The organism is Bacillus sp. BPN334, assembly GCF_008368885.1.
Lineage (GTDB): Bacteria > Bacillota > Bacilli > Bacillales > Bacillaceae_G > Bacillus_A > Bacillus_A wiedmannii.
The window spans coordinates 27,882-47,503 of sequence record NZ_QOZW01000024.1 but is presented as its reverse complement, the minus strand read 5'-3'; the positions used below and the strand labels follow the sequence as shown (position 1 = coordinate 47,503).

General features: G+C 35.7%; 26 protein-coding genes. 11 read left to right on the top strand and 15 right to left on the bottom strand.

The genetic code is table 11. The features are described from left to right. Window positions 1-6: 6 nt before the first annotated feature. From DN393_RS29735 to DN393_RS29700, 8 genes are all read right to left on the bottom strand, one after another. Complete coding sequence (locus DN393_RS29735; protein WP_149174200.1) at window positions 7-303, bottom strand: rhodanese-like domain-containing protein; 297 nt, start codon at window positions 301-303, stop codon at window positions 7-9. 15 nt (window positions 304-318) lie between these two features. Further along, window positions 319-678, bottom strand: coding sequence for a rhodanese-like domain-containing protein (locus DN393_RS29730; protein WP_048562489.1), 360 nt, complete (start codon window positions 676-678; stop codon window positions 319-321). Window positions 679-708: 30 nt separating this feature from the next. After that, complete coding sequence (locus tag DN393_RS29725) at window positions 709-939, bottom strand: sulfurtransferase TusA family protein (RefSeq protein WP_098111374.1); 231 nt, start codon at window positions 937-939, stop codon at window positions 709-711. Between the two features lie 19 nt (window positions 940-958). Beyond that, the gene (locus tag DN393_RS29720) at window positions 959-2,089 is read right to left on the bottom strand and encodes an MBL fold metallo-hydrolase (RefSeq protein ID WP_149174199.1); all 1,131 of its coding nucleotides are present in this window, start codon (window positions 2,087-2,089) and stop codon (window positions 959-961) included. 38 nt (window positions 2,090-2,127) lie between these two features. Next, a complete protein-coding gene (locus DN393_RS29715; protein ID WP_103655907.1) occupies window positions 2,128-2,703 on the bottom strand; it encodes a sulfurtransferase TusA family protein in 576 nt (191 codons plus the stop codon). Between the two features lie 73 nt (window positions 2,704-2,776). After that, entirely contained in the window at window positions 2,777-3,040 is a 264-nt protein-coding gene (locus DN393_RS29710) for a metal-sensitive transcriptional regulator (RefSeq protein ID WP_000456206.1), read from the bottom strand. Window positions 3,041-3,232: 192 nt separating this feature from the next. Beyond that, on the bottom strand, window positions 3,233-3,817 hold the full coding sequence (locus DN393_RS29705; protein WP_000182107.1) for a DUF3238 domain-containing protein: 585 nt from the start codon (window positions 3,815-3,817) through the stop codon (window positions 3,233-3,235). A gap of 132 nt (window positions 3,818-3,949) precedes the next feature. Then, window positions 3,950-4,534, bottom strand: coding sequence for a DUF3238 domain-containing protein (locus DN393_RS29700; RefSeq protein WP_000247255.1), 585 nt, complete (start codon window positions 4,532-4,534; stop codon window positions 3,950-3,952). Window positions 4,535-4,675: 141 nt separating this feature from the next. Here DN393_RS29700 and DN393_RS29695 point away from each other — a divergent pair, with 141 nt between their 5' ends. Then, the gene (locus DN393_RS29695) at window positions 4,676-5,149 is read left to right on the top strand and encodes a MarR family winged helix-turn-helix transcriptional regulator (RefSeq protein WP_064473897.1); all 474 of its coding nucleotides are present in this window, start codon (window positions 4,676-4,678) and stop codon (window positions 5,147-5,149) included. Between the two features lie 127 nt (window positions 5,150-5,276). Here DN393_RS29695 and DN393_RS29690 read toward each other — a convergent pair whose 3' ends face one another. The 3 genes from DN393_RS29690 to DN393_RS29680 form a co-directional block, all read right to left on the bottom strand. Continuing rightward, window positions 5,277-6,539: a neutral/alkaline non-lysosomal ceramidase N-terminal domain-containing protein gene (locus DN393_RS29690; RefSeq protein WP_064473898.1), complete on the bottom strand. Its 1,263-nt coding sequence runs from the start codon at window positions 6,537-6,539 to the stop codon at window positions 5,277-5,279. 108 nt (window positions 6,540-6,647) lie between these two features. Beyond that, window positions 6,648-8,063, bottom strand: coding sequence for a stage V sporulation protein SpoVR (gene spoVR / locus DN393_RS29685; RefSeq protein ID WP_001202704.1), 1,416 nt, complete (start codon window positions 8,061-8,063; stop codon window positions 6,648-6,650). Window positions 8,064-8,177: 114 nt separating this feature from the next. Further along, a complete protein-coding gene (locus tag DN393_RS29680; protein ID WP_064473899.1) occupies window positions 8,178-8,738 on the bottom strand; it encodes a nitroreductase family protein in 561 nt (186 codons plus the stop codon). Window positions 8,739-8,970: 232 nt separating this feature from the next. Here DN393_RS29680 and DN393_RS29675 point away from each other — a divergent pair, with 232 nt between their 5' ends. From DN393_RS29675 to DN393_RS29635, 9 genes are all read left to right on the top strand, one after another. Continuing rightward, window positions 8,971-9,567: a hypothetical protein gene (locus DN393_RS29675; RefSeq protein WP_149174198.1), complete on the top strand. Its 597-nt coding sequence runs from the start codon at window positions 8,971-8,973 to the stop codon at window positions 9,565-9,567. Window positions 9,568-9,692: 125 nt separating this feature from the next. Continuing rightward, window positions 9,693-11,198: a spore germination protein gene (locus tag DN393_RS29670; RefSeq protein WP_064473901.1), complete on the top strand. Its 1,506-nt coding sequence runs from the start codon at window positions 9,693-9,695 to the stop codon at window positions 11,196-11,198. Then, window positions 11,195-12,277: a spore germination protein GerYC gene (gene gerYC / locus DN393_RS29665; protein WP_088047971.1), complete on the top strand. Its 1,083-nt coding sequence runs from the start codon at window positions 11,195-11,197 to the stop codon at window positions 12,275-12,277. Before DN393_RS29670 ends, gerYC begins: the two co-directional genes overlap by 4 nt. A 12-nt stretch (window positions 12,278-12,289) precedes the next feature. Next, a complete protein-coding gene (locus tag DN393_RS29660; protein ID WP_000147538.1) occupies window positions 12,290-13,390 on the top strand; it encodes a GerAB/ArcD/ProY family transporter in 1,101 nt (366 codons plus the stop codon). A 52-nt stretch (window positions 13,391-13,442) separates the two neighbouring features. Continuing rightward, complete coding sequence (locus DN393_RS29655; RefSeq protein ID WP_064473903.1) at window positions 13,443-13,952, top strand: PCYCGC domain-containing protein; 510 nt, start codon at window positions 13,443-13,445, stop codon at window positions 13,950-13,952. 120 nt (window positions 13,953-14,072) lie between these two features. Continuing rightward, on the top strand, window positions 14,073-14,321 hold the full coding sequence (locus DN393_RS29650; protein WP_001195461.1) for a YhdB family protein: 249 nt from the start codon (window positions 14,073-14,075) through the stop codon (window positions 14,319-14,321). 164 nt (window positions 14,322-14,485) lie between these two features. Beyond that, window positions 14,486-14,905, top strand: a complete 420-nt coding sequence (locus DN393_RS29645; protein ID WP_064473904.1) for a disulfide formation protein C — start codon at window positions 14,486-14,488, stop codon at window positions 14,903-14,905. Between the two features lie 12 nt (window positions 14,906-14,917). Next, window positions 14,918-15,370 (top strand): thioredoxin family protein, encoded by a 453-nt coding sequence (locus DN393_RS29640; RefSeq protein WP_088047972.1) that lies wholly within the window; start codon window positions 14,918-14,920, stop codon window positions 15,368-15,370. 72 nt (window positions 15,371-15,442) lie between these two features. Beyond that, window positions 15,443-15,658 (top strand): DUF1540 domain-containing protein, encoded by a 216-nt coding sequence (locus DN393_RS29635; protein ID WP_064473906.1) that lies wholly within the window; start codon window positions 15,443-15,445, stop codon window positions 15,656-15,658. A gap of 32 nt (window positions 15,659-15,690) precedes the next feature. On the opposite strand, the gene DN393_RS29630 is transcribed toward DN393_RS29635, so the two are convergent. The 3 genes from DN393_RS29630 to DN393_RS29620 form a co-directional block, all read right to left on the bottom strand. Beyond that, window positions 15,691-15,942, bottom strand: coding sequence for a hypothetical protein (locus DN393_RS29630; RefSeq protein ID WP_000834190.1), 252 nt, complete (start codon window positions 15,940-15,942; stop codon window positions 15,691-15,693). A gap of 103 nt (window positions 15,943-16,045) precedes the next feature. Then, window positions 16,046-16,807, bottom strand: a complete 762-nt coding sequence (locus DN393_RS29625; RefSeq protein ID WP_064473907.1) for a L,D-transpeptidase — start codon at window positions 16,805-16,807, stop codon at window positions 16,046-16,048. Window positions 16,808-16,875: 68 nt separating this feature from the next. Continuing rightward, window positions 16,876-17,742 (bottom strand): SDR family oxidoreductase, encoded by an 867-nt coding sequence (locus DN393_RS29620; protein ID WP_064473908.1) that lies wholly within the window; start codon window positions 17,740-17,742, stop codon window positions 16,876-16,878. A 201-nt stretch (window positions 17,743-17,943) separates the two neighbouring features. Between DN393_RS29620 and DN393_RS29615 the strand changes: the two genes are divergently transcribed. Continuing rightward, the gene (locus DN393_RS29615; protein WP_000482733.1) at window positions 17,944-19,245 is read left to right on the top strand and encodes an NCS2 family permease; all 1,302 of its coding nucleotides are present in this window, start codon (window positions 17,944-17,946) and stop codon (window positions 19,243-19,245) included. A gap of 62 nt (window positions 19,246-19,307) precedes the next feature. Here DN393_RS29615 and DN393_RS29610 read toward each other — a convergent pair whose 3' ends face one another. Then, on the bottom strand, window positions 19,308-19,580 hold the full coding sequence (locus DN393_RS29610; RefSeq protein WP_064473909.1) for a hypothetical protein: 273 nt from the start codon (window positions 19,578-19,580) through the stop codon (window positions 19,308-19,310). Between the last annotated feature and the right edge of the window lie 42 nt (window positions 19,581-19,622).

The following is a 19,622-nucleotide window of genomic DNA, read 5'->3' as shown; positions in this document are numbered from 1 at the left end:
TCATTCTCATATGACTTTACCTTTCCACGCTAACATACCACCTACCATATTGATTGCTCGAAAACCGTAGCTCTCTAAAAACTGAACTGCTCTTGCACTTCTTCCGCCAGAGCGACAAACGATAATATATTCTTTATGCTTATCTAACTCATGCATTCGAAACTCTAGTAGTCCTAACCTAATAGGAAGCACTCCTGGAATTTTCCCTTCCGCCACTTCTTCTACTTCACGAACATCGATTACATATAACTCTTCATTTCGTAACAATCTTTCCTCTACTTCTTCCGCTGTTATTTCTTTCATTTTAATATTCCTTCCTTATAAAGCGTTCATACCACCTGAAACATTGATAACGTGCTGGAATCCTAATTTCTTTAGTACTTTTGCCGCTTGCTTACTTCTCATCCCGCTCTGACAAATAACGATTACTTCCTTATTTTTATCTAATTGATTTGCTTTACTAGCTAACTCATTTAATGGGATATTCTGAAACCCTTTCATATGATTTCCTCTATATTCACCTACTGTACGAACATCGATAAATTGTTTTCCCTTTTTTCCTGCTATACTCTTTAATTCTTTCCCACTTATATTTTGAACACCTTTTACCGGTAAAAAACGTGAAATAACAAACACTGCAGCGAGTACAATGAAAAGCGTACTTAATATTGTATTCATATAACCAACCTCTCTACATTTATAAAACTACTACGCCTTCTTAATCCAAAACTTCAGCACATCAGCTTCTTCTACATGCTTTACGATGTCATGACCACCTTTATTTGCCCACGCTGGAATATCCTTAACTGCCCCTTTATCTGTTACATGTACTTCTAACACTTCTCCAGTTTGCAAAGTATCCATCGCTTTCTTCGTTCTTACCATCGGCATTGGGCATGCTAAACCTTTCGCATCTAATACTTGTTTTACATTCATCATCTATTCCTCCATTTTTTATTTATTCATGAACTGCGCAACGATTTGGACCAGTCTCCATTTCACGTTCTTCATCCACACTCGGATGAATCTTACCCATATTCGTTTGACGAATTTCTTCGTAAGCATTCGGCTGAGGTGGTAAATTCTCCGTTACCACTTTACGAAACTCTCCCTCACTCTCAATATTTAGTCCTGCATTATACACAAATAAATCTTTTAACTTTGCGCTCACAACACCATTCTCATCCATTTCACTTATTTTTGAATAATGAGCTGGTAACACGATTAATTGTTGAGATAGTACTTTATATCGGTTATATAAAGTTTCTCTTAAATCACTCACCCAATCCTCAGCCTTTCCAGCAAGATCTGGACGCCCGATTGAATCTACAAATAAAATATCGCCTGATAATAAATAGGAATCATCTACAATAAATGATGTACTTCCAATCGTATGCCCAGGTGAGTATAATGCATCAATTTCAATTTTAGTACCCCCCACCGTAATAACAGAACCTTCAACGAGCGGTTTATATGAGAAAACAACTTCCTCCGCATCTTTCGGCGGTAACCAATACGTGCCACCTACTCTTTCAGCTAACTTACGTCCTCCAGAAATGTGGTCTGCATGTAAATGTGTATCCATTACATTCGTAATCGTAACGCCATACTCTTTCGCAAACTCTTCGTATGCTTCAATTGTTCTTACTGCATCAATAACTGCTGCTTCACCGTTTGAAACGACCATATAAGATAAACAGCCTTTTCCAAGGCGGTTAAATTGATATATACTTCCTCCCCCCTGTACATCTCCTACCTTTAACGGCTTCACATATTCACTCCAAGCTTTCATACCGCCAGCTAAATAAAAAACATTATGGAAGCCAGCATCCAGCAATTGCTCAGCGACAAACTGTGAAGAACCTTCTTTCGCACATACGACTAAAATTTCTTTCTCCCTCGGCAATTCACTTACAATATGATCTACACCATCTAACAAATCAAAATACGGTTTATTTATAGAAGAAATTTGTTTCCCTTCAATTTTCCAATCTTCATAATCCGTCTCATTTCGAACATCTAAAATAAACAGCTCTCCGAATAAAACTTTCTCTGCAACATCTTTTGCTTGTAACGGTTTAACAATCATCTAATTACCCCCATAGGTATATTTTTATTTAAAAAATTTTACTTTTCCACATCCCCTTGCCACTCTAACATACCTGGAATGATATTTTTCACATTTAAATACCCTTTCTCTTTCAACATTTGGCAAGCTACATCACTACGGTTACCAGTTCGGCAAATAACATAAATTTGCTTCGTCTGATCTAATTCTGCACTACCCAGTTCGCCTAATGGGAATGAAATAGCCGTTGGAATATGACCAAAAGCGAATTCCGCTGCTTCACGAACATCTAATATAATACACTCTTCACCACTTAATAATATCTCTTGCAATTCCGCATTTGTAATTGTTTGAGGATATTTCACTACTTCATTCACTTCATGCTCATGTGCTTTTCTAACGTAATGCATCAATAGATCTCCTTCGTGTTTCGTCCCGATATATTGATGACCTACTTTACTCGCCCAACTTTGTATATCTACAGTAGACCCTTTATCTGTTGCCTGAACTTCAATCACTTGCCCTGATGCGAGACTTTCCATCGCCTTCTTCGTCTTCACAATCGGCATCGGACAAGCCAATCCCTTACAATCTAAACTCCTATTCACTTTTATACTCATAGTCGATTCCTCCATAACTTATATACATATACCTGTAGGGGTATATTAAAATGTTTTTGAAAATCTGTCAACACTTACGTTTGACAGATTATCGGCTTTTTACAAGTAATTGAACAGCTTCTTTAATTAACTCTTCATTTGAACCATTACCACTTTCAAACTGTTCACGCAAACATTGCTCTAAATTCGTTCCAACAACAAGTCCAATTGTACGATCAAGTGCAGAACGAGATGCCGTTAACTGTGTAATAACCTCTCGGCAATCTTTTCCTTCTTCCATCATACGAAGTACACCACGAACTTGACCTTCAATACGTTTCAATCTATTTTTCATATCTTGATTATATTCCACTGTAGACCACCTCCGTATTTATAACTATATTATACATTACTTTGTAACTTTGTATAATAACATATACCCTGAAGGGTATATTGTAAAGCGTTTTATTTTTTTGAAACTTTCTAACGTATAGTGAAAATGCAAAAGTCACTGATTTTATTGACTTTTGCATTTCTCAACTACACTGCATTATTATCTTACTTCTTATAAACTCCTTGTAAAACTATAATCCATTTCTCCACCTAGTGCTGCAGCTGTATCACCAGTTTCTCTAAAATCATGTGTATATATTTTTTCAAATGAACCGAAATCTACTTGCTTATAAAATTCAAAACAAGGGAATCCATCATGCTCCCCTTGAATCTCAATACTACCATCCTTGTTCACACATACATGTAATACATAATCTACAGGAGGTGCATATATATTTAATGGATTACTTGCACTCGCACTCATTTTAAATTGCACACCATCAGGATTCCATACGATATTAGTGCACACAATATTTTCAGTACTCGCTTTTCCTGTTCTTTTATTCACAGAACCATCTGGATTCGTAACCTTCTCTGTCGTAATACCCGTGTTCGCATATGAAAACACTTCTTCTTTATAAAAATCCACTACTACCTCTTGCTCCACTCTAGAGCGCATAGTATTTACCGCATGTGGTGTAAATTCGCGTGAATCACCTTCGAATTGAATTATTTTCCCTGTTTCCATATCCTTCCTCGGTTCTGTCCAAGACATTGGAATAAATACGCTGGCTCTAACTTTTACGATATTAGTCATAAGAAACACCTCTATAATTCTAATTTTATATACTGCATTATTTAATAAAAAAACACCATTTCAGCCACATAATTAAAATCTTTCTCTTTTACATTGGCTACTTCTTTCTTAAAAATGACGCTATATTTATAGCTAGATTTTCGTTTTAAAGCTATATTCCATTTCTCCAGCTAGCGCTGCTGGGGTATCATTCGTTTCTCTGAAATCATGTGTATATATTTTTTCAAATGAACGAAAGTCTATTTGTTTATAAAATTCATAGCAAGGGAAACCATCATGTAAACCTTCAATATGCACAATGCCACTTGTATTAACTCTTATAACCAAAAAATAATCTGCTGCGGGTGCCGCTGCGTTTAACGGATTACTTGCACTTGCTCTCATTTCAAATGAAACTTCATCCTCGCCCCATACGATATTAGTACATACAATATTTTCTGTACTTGTTTCTCCTTTTTGATACTCAATTGAACCATCTGAATTTGTAATTTTCACAGTAACGATGCAAGCATCTACATATGTGAAAATTTCTCTTTTATAAAAATCAACAATCACTTCTTGTTCTAATCTTGAACGCTTTGTATTTACAGCGAATGGTGTAAATTCACGTGCATCTCCAGCGTATTCAAAAACTCTTCCTGTTGCAGCATCCTTAATAGGCTTCAGCAACGCATACGGTGCAAATACACTCCCTCTAATTTTTACGATATTAACCATGTGAAACCTCCGTTGATTCTATTTATATAGATCATTATTTGTACTATACAAGATATAGTCAATTTGATTGACCATATCCTGTATAGTACAATAGGTTTTATACATAGTCAACTTAATTGACTACAATTGTGGAGGTTATACATGAATCATCAAACATTTAACGAACTAGACCTTACTTCACTTTTATCATTATCTTTCAGTACATTAATTACTGAACTGCATGACAGATTAAGTGAATTGGGATTTGAAGATATTAGGCCAGCACACGGCTTTATGTTCAAACGTATCCTTCCTAATGGAGCAACCGGTATAGAATTGGCTGAGTATTTAGGAGTTTCTAAACAAGCTGTAAGTAAAATGATCGATTCTCTTGAAAATAGTGGTTATGTCACGCGCAAAAAGCATCCTACTGATAAAAGAGGTAAAATCATTATTTTAACCGAACGAGGTTTAGCTGTAATGAAAACGAAAGAAGAAATAGTAGCTGAAATAGAGCAACGATGGATTGAAAACATAGGTACTGAACGAATGCAAATGCTCAAGGAAGATTTAACAACATTCGTTACTAAAGAAAATACAGAGAAATTATCATCAAATATACGACCTGTTTGGTAAGCAAAAACTCCATATAAAAACGAATCCATTTTGATCAGTCCCTTTCAAAATGGATTCGTTTTCTACAGTTTTATTAATAATTATTGCTTCTTTTAAATTTCATATCAAATATGCAAGAGTCTATATTTTACGCATTATATAATTCCATAGCTCTCTGCACGACTAATTCTGCCGTATTCTCCTCCGGTGGCATCAATAAATTCGTAACAGGCCCATATACAACAGGGTTTAGCTCTACTTCGTACCCACCATATGCAAACTCTTCTTTTGTCGGTAAATAACCAATATATCCATTCGTATATCCACCTAAAAAAGCTATTTCATTTTGAAGACGCTCTTTCACTTCTAAAGCTGTTTCTGAAAAAGGTTCCATCGGTATACCAAAGAACATACCATCATTAATTTGAAACAGTTGAACTTCTAAATCAATACGTAACTGCCGAATACCTTGCTTATATTTCTCTAAAATTATAGTAAGCCATTCATCCGTATTCACATCCCACTGCTTCTCAGCTAATTGAGCCATGCTTCGTATTTCATTAATTTCAGGAATATCTTTCAACTTCATTTGCATCGTACTTGAAACTGTTCTTAAACTTACAATTGGGCTATATGTAACTATTGGCAACATCGTTAATACATGTCCACTAACTGTGTAAGCCATTTGCTTTACTGCTTCCCTTGAACCGCGATACTTTGCATTTACATTGCCAGCAGCACCTTGCACAATAATAACAGGACAGTTTACGATTTTCTCAAGAATCTCTCTCGTCATTCCCGGATAATCCGCCGATAGTACATCGCTATCACCTTTTAACACATTCGGATGTGCCGTACAAAATACTATAATCCCAGATAGCTCCTTCGTTTCAGCATTTCTTATGGCTAACATGCCAATTCGTTTATCTACAACACCCTCTATATTTGTTCCCATCTTCGCTCTTCCATCAGATGTTCTCTCTCTTCGGTTTACCCCAATATAACCTGTCGTAACACTCCAGCCAATTTCACATGGCCTCAAGTTGTTATTCGCAGTAACAGCACCGTGCACTACATTATTTACTAAAATCGTTTTATACGACTTTATTAAAGGATGATCACCGACTGTTTCCGGACCAGAGTGTGTATGTGTATAAACAACAGTTATTCGCTCAAATGATATATGAAGCTCTCTCGCTATTTGTTCACGAATCATATTTGTATCTTCTACTAACATTCCAATATTATCAATACTTATAAACACAGTTTTCGTCTCATCTTTTTCAAATACAAAAACTGTCCCATAAATACACTCTTCAATATTATTTATTCCTGTCTCTCTATGGTATCCGACAAAATCAATACCTACAGGCGGCATAATATCCACCTTGCATACCCCTATTTTGCTCATTTGAATCGCTCCATTTCTCTATGTAACTCCCTTTTTCAAGAATAGCATATTTGACCTTGTTCCAAATAAAAAAGAACGGACATAGCATTCTATGTCCGTTCTTTTTTATCACACATACTTCCGATGAACCATCTTCCCATCATAAGAAAACACAACGCCCTTACTTTCCACAATCGACTCCATATGCACCGTTCTTCCCCATAATTGATGAATATATGGCAGTACTTTTTCTAAGTATTTTAAATCGAGCTCGATTCCTTCGTAACTATGTTTAATGTACAATTCTCCGTTCTTTAAGTAATCTCCATCTTCTACTACTAAGTACGGGAAGCCACCGTTTGTACGCATATTTACGAGCTGATCACGTACCTGTTCCCACTCTTTATCTATTACTTTATATTCTTTTCCTTGGCGCTGGAATAAGTACATATCTTCTCTCATTACGAGATCTTTGTTTAAGTAGTTTCTTAAGAATGATACATCCCATTCGATTTCGCGTACTTCAAAGATTTTGTCCCGACCAGATCCTGGCTTTACGCCGCGTCGTTTCATTTCTTCTGTCGGGTTATTGTAGCGTTCTTCAATATCTTCGAACATTTTAATACCGAGGTAGTATGGGTTAATGCTTGTTTTTGATGGTTGAACTACACCTGCATTAAGCTTTGCGAATTCAATCGCTTCAGAAGATGTTAAGTCCATTTCACGGAGTATGCGTTGATGCCAGTAAGAAGCCCAACCTTCGTTCATGATCTTCGTTTCAAGCTGCGGCCAGAAATATAACATTTCCTCGCGCATCATCGTTAATATATCGCGCTGCCAATCTTCTAGCTCACGGCTATATTCTTCAATAAAGAGGAGTAAATCTTTCTCTGGTTGCGGCGGAATTTTCTTCTTTTTATGCATATTAGGTCGTTCTCTCTTTTTGTTTCGATCATCTAAATTCCATAAATCATCGTACTGTGATATCTTTTTCTTTTCTACATCCTCTTCTAAATCTTCAATACTCCACGCCAGTTTTGGACGCATAAGTGACGGATCAATGTGCTCTTGAATGGCAAGTACGGCATCCAAAAATGTTTCGACTTCTGCCTTTCCATACTTATGCTCATATGCTTTCACGCGATCAGCCGTTGCCGCCATACTCTCCACCATATCTCGTTTCGTATTAGAGAAGCGAATATTATTTTTAAAGAAGTCACAGTGCGCTAAAACGTGCGCTACAATTAATTTGTTTTGAATTAACGAGTTCGTATCTAATAAAAAGGCATAACATGGATCAGAGTTAATAACGAGTTCGTATATTTTACTAAGACCTAAATCGTATTGTAATTTCATTCTAAAAAACTGTTTTCCAAAACTCCAATGTGAAAACCGCGTCGGCATCCCATATGCACCAAATGTATAAATAATTTCCGCTGGACATATTTCATAACGCATCGGATAAAAATCAAGCCCAAATCCAGTCGCAATTTCCGTAATTTCCGCAATCGCATATTGCAGTGCTTTATCGTCACTTGCTCTCATTATTTTCCCTCCTTACACTTTCCCTTAAGAAAGTGTATGATGAGGAACAAGCTTTCATGAGGATTGATTGCATAATAAAAAGACATCCTCATAAAAACGAGAATGTCTCATCTATTAACCTTCAATAATCTCCATCTTCTCCATAATCGGTGTACGAGCTTTTCCTTCTGGTGCTTTATCGAAATAGCCAAGGTGAAGAATTCCAACGATGCGTTGACCTCTTGTTAAACCGAGTCCTTCTATAAATAATGGATTGTAGTTTAATCCGCCTGATTTCCAAACACATCCTAATCCACGCTCCCAAGCAAGTAGTTGGAAGTTTTGCATAAATGCACATGTTGCAGCGTAATCTTCGTCGCGTTGAATTTGACGTGGATCTTCATTAATATAAACAACAATTTGTGCAGGCGTGCTTAAGAAACGATCTGATAAGATTTTACCGCGTTTCGCTCTTTCTTCTTCTGTGAAAGAGTTTAATACTGCATCTACTAATTTTTTGCGACCTTCTCCAATGTATAATTTACAATTCCATGGTTCACGGTGTTTATGATTCGGTGCCCACGTTGCGTCGTTTAATAGTTCAATTAATAACTCTTTATCTACAGCTTTATCTGTGAATGTACGTACAGAGCGTCTTTCTTTAATCACATTTGCGATGGAAGTATATGTAGTCATATTTTTCTCTCCCTTATTTTCATCTATATGTATACATTTGTTATTGATATTGATTTTCAATTTCGATTATACCTTAGTTTTTTACTATTAATCAATGTTTTATGTTGGAAAACTTCCAAAAACGTCATTTTATACTGTGAATAAAAAAACTTAACTTGTTCACAAGTATTTCACATTTTATGGAAATGATATGTGTACAGTTTTCCACATTATCCATCTAGGAGGAGTTTATATGTACAAAAAAATCGCAGTAAGTATGACCATGGCAACATTATTATTCGGGGCAACCGTCTTCCCTACTTTCGCTGCCACGCCAAAAGAAGTAACATTGCACCATCATAAGCCTATTTCAGAAGAAGAAATGCAGTCGCTCGAAAAACTCGGCTATAACAAACATGAAATTTGGAAAGCTGCTCATATTGCAAAAATGAGTAAAAAAGAAATAGAAGACGTTTTAGCTTACTATAAACAAAATAAATCTTGGGAGAAAACAGCCCAGCATTTCGGCGTAGATCCAAGTAAGTTGAAAAAACATCATATAAATAAAGAGACGAAAAAAGCACTACTGCAAGAATTAGCAAATATGCAAAAATCTACACCAGATGGACTCAAACAAAAAATGAAAGAATATAATATCGGATTACGTCAACTTACAGTATTAACAATCATCTCTCAAAAAAGTAATACCCCTCTCGATGATGTACTAAAAATGAAAAAAGATGGAATGGACATTAAGCAAATTGCAGAAAAACTAAACGTGAAAAAAGAAGATATACGTGCAGAAATGATTAAATTAGTGAAGTCTATTAAAGAAAAGAACACAAATTAACATGCCAAAAAGGAAGAGATATTTAATACTCTTCCTTTTCTTTATGAACTTTCAATTTTCAAGTATAAATTCCCGTCTTTCCCAAAAACTAACACAAGTAAATGATGTATGTCAGGGGTGAGAAAATGTTTCGTTTATCATCTAAAAAGAAGAAACAATCCGTATGCTCTGTTCCAGAATTCATCCACACTATGAAAGAATCCAGCGATTTTTCCTCTTACAATGTCATAGAGGATGGGTCATTATGTTTGTTTTATTATAAATCTACAGTTGAATCACTTATTATTAATCGATTCATTTTAACACCTATCAAAAAAGAATTAGATCGCATTCAAAATATAAATGACATAGCAAACATCGTCACACTTGAGGAGATTATTACCAATCCTTCTATTGATGATATCCGTGAAAAACTATTAAGTGGATATGTACTCTTGCAGCTAAAAGTTGATTCCCAAACAGCCGAATATGCACTGATTCGTGCTGAAAGTTTAGCTTTAGGTACACGATTATATAACGATACAGAAAATGAATATAGTGTCATCGGTCCCAAAATTGGATTCGTTGAGAATATTGATACGAATATACATTTACTTCGGCGAAGCATTGTAACAGAGCAATTAATTTTCAAAGAACTGTCCGTTGGCTCTATATCAAAAACAAAAATTGTAGTCGCTTATATGGCGGATATTACAAATGAACAGCATGTGAACACTGCAGTGCAACGCCTGCGAGATATTGATTTTGATTACCCTTTTGATGCAACTATGATTGAACAGTTTATTAGTGATAATAGCAACTCACCTTTCCCTGTTTTACTGCCTACAGAGCGTTTAGACCGATCCGTTTATGCATTACTGAATGGAGGAGTCGTCATTTTAACAGACGGTTCACCATATGCATTAGCTGGACCCGCAACACTACTCGATTTCTTCGTCTCTCCAGAAGACTATTATTTACCATGGATAGCAGGGTCATTTCTTAGATTAGTTCGTTTTTTTGGTGCAGCATTCTCTCTATTTTCATCAGCTATTTATACAGCTGTATTAACGTATCACTATCAAATGATTCCAGCAGATTTACTCGGCCCTATTATTTATTCTAGAGCCAACGTACCATTTCCACCTGTTTTGGAGGCACTTTTTTTAGAAATTACAATCGAATTACTGCGCGAAGCTGGGGCGCGTTTACCGACTAAAGTCGGCCAAACCATTGGTATTGTTGGCGGCATTGTAATTGGGCAGGCATCTGTTGAGGCTGCTTTAACGAGCACCATCTTATTAATTGCTGTTGCGTTGTCTGCACTAGCTTCTTTTACAACACCAACAGTAAAAATGTCTTCTACTATCCGGATATTACGCTTCCCTCTCATCATTTTAGCTGGAGCATTTGGAGGTGTAGGGCTTATCGTCGGATTTGTATTCATATTGGCTCATTTAATTCGCTTAAAATCACTTGGATCACCTTATTTATTACCTTTATACCCATTTCGCGGGTTAGGTACAGCTGAAGGACTCCTTCGCCTTCCATTTAGTCAAACTGCAGGACGTGCTTCTTTTCTAAGACCAAAAAAGAAATGGCGCTATGATCCAAACAAAGCGAAAGAAAAACACGACGGTGAGGAAAAATGAAAAATATTTTATTCTGCTTTTTCATTATCATTTTAATTTTTCAATCTGGTTGTACAGAAGCAAATATAGTTGATACACAGCGAATGATTCACGTAGGTGGATTCGATATAATAAAAGATAAAAAATTTCGCGGGACAATTTTATATCCCGATTACACAAAAGGCGTACAATCTAAACCAGAAACTCAATCAACCCATGCAGGTACAATTGAAACTATATCTTCCCTTCTAAACGCCAAATCGCCACATACGATTGCTGTAGGTCAAATGCGTGTTGTCCTATTTGGAAAAGCATTTGGTGAACATGGACTTGGAGATGTTATTAACAACTTACAACGTGATCCTAACATTGGACGAGATGTACAACTAGCGCTTGTAGATGGTTCAGCAGAAGAATTACTTAAACATGTCAGAACAAATGGATCACTTTATCTATCTGATTTACTGGAGCAAAATATAAAAAACGAGACAATCCCGCGGACAGCTTTAAATATTTTTTTATATAACTTCTATTCATCTGGATGCGATCCATTTCTTCCTTACATTCAAGTATCAGAAGACAAATCTGCTTCCATTAAAGGACTAGCTTTTTTAAAAAAGGATAAAGTGGCTATGTATACAGATAAGAAAAGGTCTTTTTTATTTAAATTACTCATTAATCCAACGAAAAATGGGCGTTACGAAGTTCCGATACGTCAAGGTAAACATAAAGGTTTGATTGCTACTCAAAACTTATCTGGAAAAAGTGTATGTTCTCTTTCACCAAACGGTGATATTCCGAAAGTTAACATACACTTAAAATTAAATGGACTCATAAAAAATGCTCCTAGTTGGCTTGATTTATCAAAGAGTGAAAATGTAACTTACGTAAAAAGACATGTAGAAAAAACACTTGAGAAGGATTTAAACGAATTAATACAAACATTCCAAGAAAAAAAAATCGATCCAATCGGTATACGTGAAGAAATTCGTAGTCATTCAAGAAAATGGAGCATGAAACAAATTCAAGATATGTATCCTAACGTAGACGTTGCTGTCAATGTAAAGATTAATGTCGTACAATCTGGTATCGGAGAATAGTGAGGTGCTATCATGACTGGACAAGATAAAACACATACAGTTTCCCCGTATTTCACATTCCTTCTATTACACTCTCTTCAAATTGGAGTAGGGGTGTTAGGATACCAAAGGATTATTGCGCAATTTGCCGGTTATGACTCTTGGATTTCTCTTATTATCGCTGGTATTGCAACTCATATCGTATTATTTTGTATGCTGAAAATGTTAGAAAAAGATAATGATTTAATGAATATCCATACGACATGTTTCGGAAAGTGGATTGGAACATTTTTTTCCGTATGCTTTGCGGCATATCTTCTATTATTTTGCCTTACTGTTCTTCGTACATATATTGAAGTTATTCAAGTTTGGGTCTTTCCTACAATTAAACCGTGGAAATTAACTTTACTATTTTTACTTGTAGCTTATTACATAATTAGAGGCGGCTTTCGTTCTGTAACAGGAATATGTTTTTGGGGCGTCATAATACCGATTTTCGTCCTGTTCTTCTTAGTTTTCCCAATGAAATATGCGCATGTTCGTAACATCTTTCCAATTCTAACTCATTCACCTTTAGACATTTTAACTGCAGCGAAAGCATCTGCATTAGAATTTCTCGGATTTGAAGCAATCCTTGTTTTTTATCCATTTATTAAAAAAGGAAAATCGTTAAATAAATGGGCACATGGTGGTATTGCTTTTACGACGCTCCTCTACGTAATATTAGCCATCGTTTCCCTTATGTACTATAGCCAAGGGCAACTACATCATACAATTTGGCCAACCTTAACGATGCTAAAAATTATTAAGGTGCCTTTTATTCAAAGGTTTGAGTACATCATTATTTTCATATGGTATCTTATTATTTTACCTAATCTTTGTTTAACCATTTGGTCTTCTTGTTGCATTAGTAAAAAATCTTTTCACATACCTTTTAAAATCACACTGCCATTTTTTATCGCAGCTATCTTTATTTCGTCCTTATTTTTTACAAACCGTGAAAGTATCAACACATTAAATACAGTACTATCTCAAGCTGGCTTATATATTGTATACGCCTATATCCCAATTTTATTTCTATTTCATTCACTACGATGGCACTTCAAAAATCGTTCAAAAAAAGCTTCTCCCTAGGTGTTTTAGTCTGATACAATTTGATTAATACATTTGTAAAGGGGACAAGCGTATGAAGAAATATGTATTTTCTTTACTTGCAGTACTGAGTTTAATTCTTGCTGGTTGCGGAGCTACTAGTACAAATGAAAAGAAATCATCTGAATCAAAAGAAGAGCATGACCACGCATCGCATACTCAGCAAGTTGACATTCAAGAAAAAACAAAAGGGGTCGACACACTTCCTACCTTCTTAGACAAGCTTGATCCACAAATGAAAGATATCTATACTGTAGCTGGACAAAATGCAGAGCTATTAGATTGGATTCCATGTTACTGCGGTTGCGGTGAGAGTGTGGGACATAAAAATAATAAAAACTGCTTTATTCGTGAAATTAAAAAGAACGGTGAAGTTGTCTGGGATTCCCACGCAACGACTTGTGTCAATTGCTTAGAAATCGCAGTTGAATCTGCTTCCATGAAACAAAAAGGAAAATCAACGCTCGAAATTCGTAACTATATCGACAATAAATACAAAGAAGGCTATGGCAAACCAACACCTACGCCAATGCCAAAAGCTTAAAAACGAGGAAATTCCTCGTTTTTTCTTTTCATTCGCTTTTTTTCTTAACAAATTCTTTCAAGTGTATTTCTCCTTGCTTGTCACACACTATATATAACTCCTCAGTAAGGAGGGTACACAGTGCAAACATATAACGACTATGACAAAGCTCTCTATTACACGTATAGCTGTAATTGGGATAAATTACTCGTTCTTATGGTTCAAACGAACGATCAATTATTTTCTAAGCGTATTGAACATTTTTTACACGCTTATCAATACAGTAAAGAAATGCCAGAAGTTGATAAACAATTGCAGCTCCTATTTCAATATATTGACCATGCATCTCAAAAGTCACATATAGAAGAAGTAGAGCAAATTCAAATGTAAAATATAGCGCTATTCTCTTCAGGAGAATGGCGCTTTTTTAAATATTGATATCAATAAAAGTTTCCTCTTATAAAACTTTTATTGATAAACATATTTTTTCTTTCTTTTCTGTGCCACTTCATACTATAATTTAGTATGTAACTATTATAAGAGAGGTATAAAATATGAGACGAGAAAAAAAGCAAGAATATGCTTTACTTACCGCGTGGGGAGCTTCTTTTATCGCTACACTAGGAAGTCTTTATTTTTCCGAAATCATGAAATTTGAACCTTGTGTACTTTGTTGGTATCAACGTATTATTATGTATCCATTCGTTTTATGGCTTGGTATAGCTGTAGCAAAGAAAGATTATCGCATCGCAAGTTATTCTTTACCAATTGCAAGTATTGGTGCTTGTATTTCTTTATATCACTATGCAATTCAAAAAGTCGCAGCATTTTCAGCTGCTGGAGCAGCTTGCGGACGTGTACCCTGCACCGGAGAATTCATAAACTGGTTTGGTTTTATTACAATCCCGTTTTTAGCACTTATCGGCTTTATTACAATCGCTGTTTGTAGTTTTATTGTAATAAAAAACAAATAAGGAGATGAAAAAATGAAAAAAATGCTTATATTTGGTGGTATTATTATCGCCTTGTTTGCAGCAATTTTTGCTGTTACACAAATGGAAGAAAAAAACGCTACTAGCCAGAAAATTGATAATGCTACTGATAGTAAGACAAATGGCCCTGACTACTACACAAACAAAATCTCTCTTTCAGATCTTCAAAAGAATTTACAAGAGAAAAAAGAAGAAACAGTATACTTTTATCAAACATCTTGTGTTCATTGTCAAAAGCTATCTCCTGTCGTAGTACCAATGGCTAAAGACTTGAACGTTGATATGAAAGTTATGGATATTGAAAAACTAGATGTTCCTTGGGATGAATATAAAATTAAAGGAACTCCAACAATCATTCACTTTAAAGATGGCAAAGAAGTAAGCCGTATTAGTGGTGAACAACCGGAAGACAAATTAAAAGAATGGCTTGAGCAAACGAAAAAATAACGAGAAAAGGAAACTCCTTCTACACATGAAATGGGCGTAAAATCCCAAACTAATGTATAAGGAGGGGGTTTTATGCCAGAAGTAAAATGCTCTGTTTCCAATTGCTCATTTTGGGGACAAGGTAACTTTTGTCAAGCAAATGCAATTGTTGTTCAACCAGATGCACAAGAATCTGGATCAAATGCAAATGGTTCATATACAGGCGCGGTTTTAACAAACGAGACGCTAGAAAGTTCTGTAACAACAAGTGTAGAAACTTGTTGTCATACATTTAAGCCAAAATATTAAACAAAAAAGCATACGATTACTCGTATGCTTTTTTACATTCCTCTCCAAAAATCATGCATGATAAAAAAGTACAAAATAACGAGAACAACTGTCCCACATAAGGTAATGCGCCGATATATACTCTTCTCTCCTTCTCTTGCTTTCACAAATGCCCAAATAAATCCGAAGAACAATATTAAATCAACATATGGAACATAAAAAGAAAAAACGAGAAACGCATACAAATACACGATAAATAAACAGGTCGTTACTAAGAAAATTTTAAAAGCAAATTCACTTTTCATAATGTAACCGCCCCCTATCTGTACTGTATTATATTCAGCAAAATACAATAGTTGCAGTTAAACTCGAAGTAGAAATAAGCTACCGTCTATAATACGGTAGCCATTACGGAATATTATATTTCCGTTTATATATATTACTTAAGGTCGAAGTAGGAATTTGCTCATAACGAATTTTTTCTCCAGTTTCATCCACTATATACAAATTGTTTCCTATATAATATATTCCTTCTTTTCGTTTTGAATACACTGCATATCTTTCGTTTGGCAATACCGTTTTCACTTTTGTTAACTGCCCATTTGGTTCTTGCCAATATATTTCGGCACGGTCTACTAACGTAAGCATGCCAATTTGCTCTTCTTCTACTTTACGACCGTTCCAGCTCACAACGCGGTAACCAAGCTTATTCGCTTCATATTCAGGGCTCGTATGAAAACGAGAAATGATTACTTTCGTCTGTAATTGCACCCGATCATATAACCATTTTATATCCCGGTCATGCATGCGAATACAACCATTCGACTCTCTGCTTCCAATCGTCCATTCTCGATTTGTCCCGTGAATCGCATATTCATTCTTGTCTAGCCCAAGCCACCTCGTACCAAGAGGGTTATTCGGCGCACCCCCAGCTATTTTTTTTCGATGGTATTCTTTATTTTTATATTTAGTTATAATACAAAAATTACCTTCAGGCGTTGGGGTACTATCCCTTCCCGTCGTTATTGGAAATGTTTTCGTATAATTTCCCTCTTCAAAAAAAGATAGCTGATTCGTCGTAAGGTTCACTAAAATTAAATGATCTGTATTAGCAAAAGCGCTAGCTGGTAGGCAGAAAAATAGGATTACGATAAACAATACTTTCTTCATCTAAATCCTCCCTAGCACTAGTATCATAATAAATGCGATTAGCTTTACTTTGCTCTTATAAATGAAAACTATCCATTGACGATAACGCCTCCGTTTACATGTATCATTTGCCCTGTCACATATGTGGAATCACCAGACGCTAAATATACGTATGCTGGTGCTAATTCATATGGTTGACCAGGTCTTTGCATCGGGACATTACTCCCAAACTGAGAGACTTTCTTCTCATCAAAGCTCGATGGAATAAGTGGCGTCCAAATTGGTCCCGGCGCAACACCATTTACACGAATTCCTTTTTGCACTAACGATTGAGACAGTGATCTTGTAAAAGCTACGATTGCTCCTTTCGTTGCCGAATAATCAATTAAAGTTTCATTTCCTTCATACGCAACGATAGACGCCGTATTTATAATGACATCTCCTTGTTTTAAATGAGAAAGTGCTGCTTTCGTAACGTGAAAATAAGAAAAAATATTAATACGAAAAGTCTTTTCTAGCTGTTCTGCTGTAATATACTCTAATCCTTGCTGCGGATATTGCTGCGCGACATTATTTACTAAAACATGTAAACTACCTAGCTGCCGAACGGTCTCTTCTACAATATCTTTACAATGTTGTTCATTACTTAAATCACCCGGCAACAATACACACTTTACCCCTTCTTGTTCTACACGTTGCTTCGTCTCATTTGCATCTCCATCTTCATCTAAATAAGCAATCGCGATATTTGCTCCCTCTTTTGCAAAAGCGATGGAAACAGCTCTTCCAATCCCACTGTCTCCTCCTGTAATTAATATATTTTTTCCTTTTAACTTTTCACTTCCTTTATAATTTGGATCTTCAAACTGCGGAAGTGGATTCATTAATGATTCAATACCAGGCTGTTTATTTTGATGTTGCGCAGGCATTGTTACAAAGTTTTTTTGCTGTGGCATAGCTTCTTTCAACTCCTTTTCCTTATAATGCGCACAATAAAAACTGAAATTCGCAAATCGGTTTACGATTAATATTCGAATTTAGGACATAAAATATGAATTGTTATAAACTTTTTATGCAAAACTATTGCAAAATAGTTAAAAAACGAATATTATATATAACTGTTGTGAAAATTATTCGTAAACAGAAAGGATGTTTATATGTTTAACCTTTCAAAACATAAAACTTCTATTAAAACTGAAATTATGGCAGGTATTATTACCTTCTTAACAATGGCATATATCATTGTCGTAAACCCTGTCATCCTTGGGGATGCAGGAGTTCCATTTGAACAAGCATTTACAGCAACAATTATCGCTGCTGTTGTCGGAACATTATTTATGGCGATCTTTACAAACTTACCAATCGCAATTGCACCAGGTATGGGATTAAATGCTTACTTCTCTTATTCTGTTGTAAAAGCTCATGAAGGCATGACTTTCGCAATTGCATTCTCTGCTGTATTCGTAGCAGGTATGATCTTAATTTTGTTATCATTCACTTCTTTCCGTACAAAATTAATGGAAGCAATTCCTGAAAACTTAAAACATGCAATTACTGCGGGTATCGGCCTTTTCATTGCCTTTATCGGTTTACGTTTAACAGGTATAGTTACAAAAAATGAAGCAAACTTAGTTGGACTTGGTGATCTTCACTCTGCTCCAGTACTACTAGCATTAGCTGGACTTGGAATTACAATTGTCCTTATGTCTTTAAATGTAAATGGTGCACTATTTATTGGAATGCTATTAACTGGTATTATTGCTTACTTCACAGGACAATTAACATTCTCAAACGGCGTTACATCAATGCCTGGATTACCAGAAGGAATCATCGTTTCCAATCCAATTACTGCAGTATCTGATGTAATTAACTACGGATTATACGGCGTTGTATTTTCATTCTTCCTTGTTACATTATTCGATACAACAGGTACATTACTTGGCGTTGCTCAACAAGGTGGATTTATGAAAGATGGAAAGCTTCCAAAAGCTGGACGAGCTCTTCTATCTGACTCATTCTCAGCAACAATCGGTTCTATGTTCGGAACAACACCATCAACAGCGTACATTGAATCATCTGCTGGTGTTGCAGCTGGTGGTCGTACTGGTTTAACAACTGTTACAGTAGCTGTTTTATTCGCACTAGCAGCATTCTTCGGACCATTAGTAAGTGCCGTTTCTGGTGTATCAGCTATTACTGCACCATCATTAATTATCGTTGGTAGTCTTATGATGGGATCAGTTCGCCACATCGATTGGGACGCATTTGATGAAGCATTCCCAGCATTCTTAGTAATCTTAAGCATGCCACTTACATCAAGTATCGCAACAGGTATCGCACTTGGATTTATTTCATACCCACTTATGAAAGTGGCAAAAGGTAAATTCCGTTCTGTTCACCCACTTGTATACGTATTTGGAATTTTGTTTGCTTATCAATTGGTATTCTTACCACATTAAAATCCCTCATAAAGAGGGATTTTTTTTTTACATAAAAAAGTAGCGCATCGAAATTCGATGCGCTACTTTCCTTTTGCAACAATCAAACGAGCTACTTTCAATGCAAGAAGTAAAAGACCGTTCACTATCGCTGTAATTCCTAAAGAGACCGCTATCATCAGCGCTCCCATTCCGTTATTCAATACAAACATAACGGAAGAAATGAAAGCAAAAATAAACAATATTAACGTTGGTATATATTTAATAATAGGCTTCTTATATGATTTTTTTGAAAGAAGAAACGTCATTACTAATGTCATAATGATCACAAAATATACTATAAATAAGAAAATCATACGAAAGCCTCCACTATTCCTAAACTATGAAAAAGATAAAAG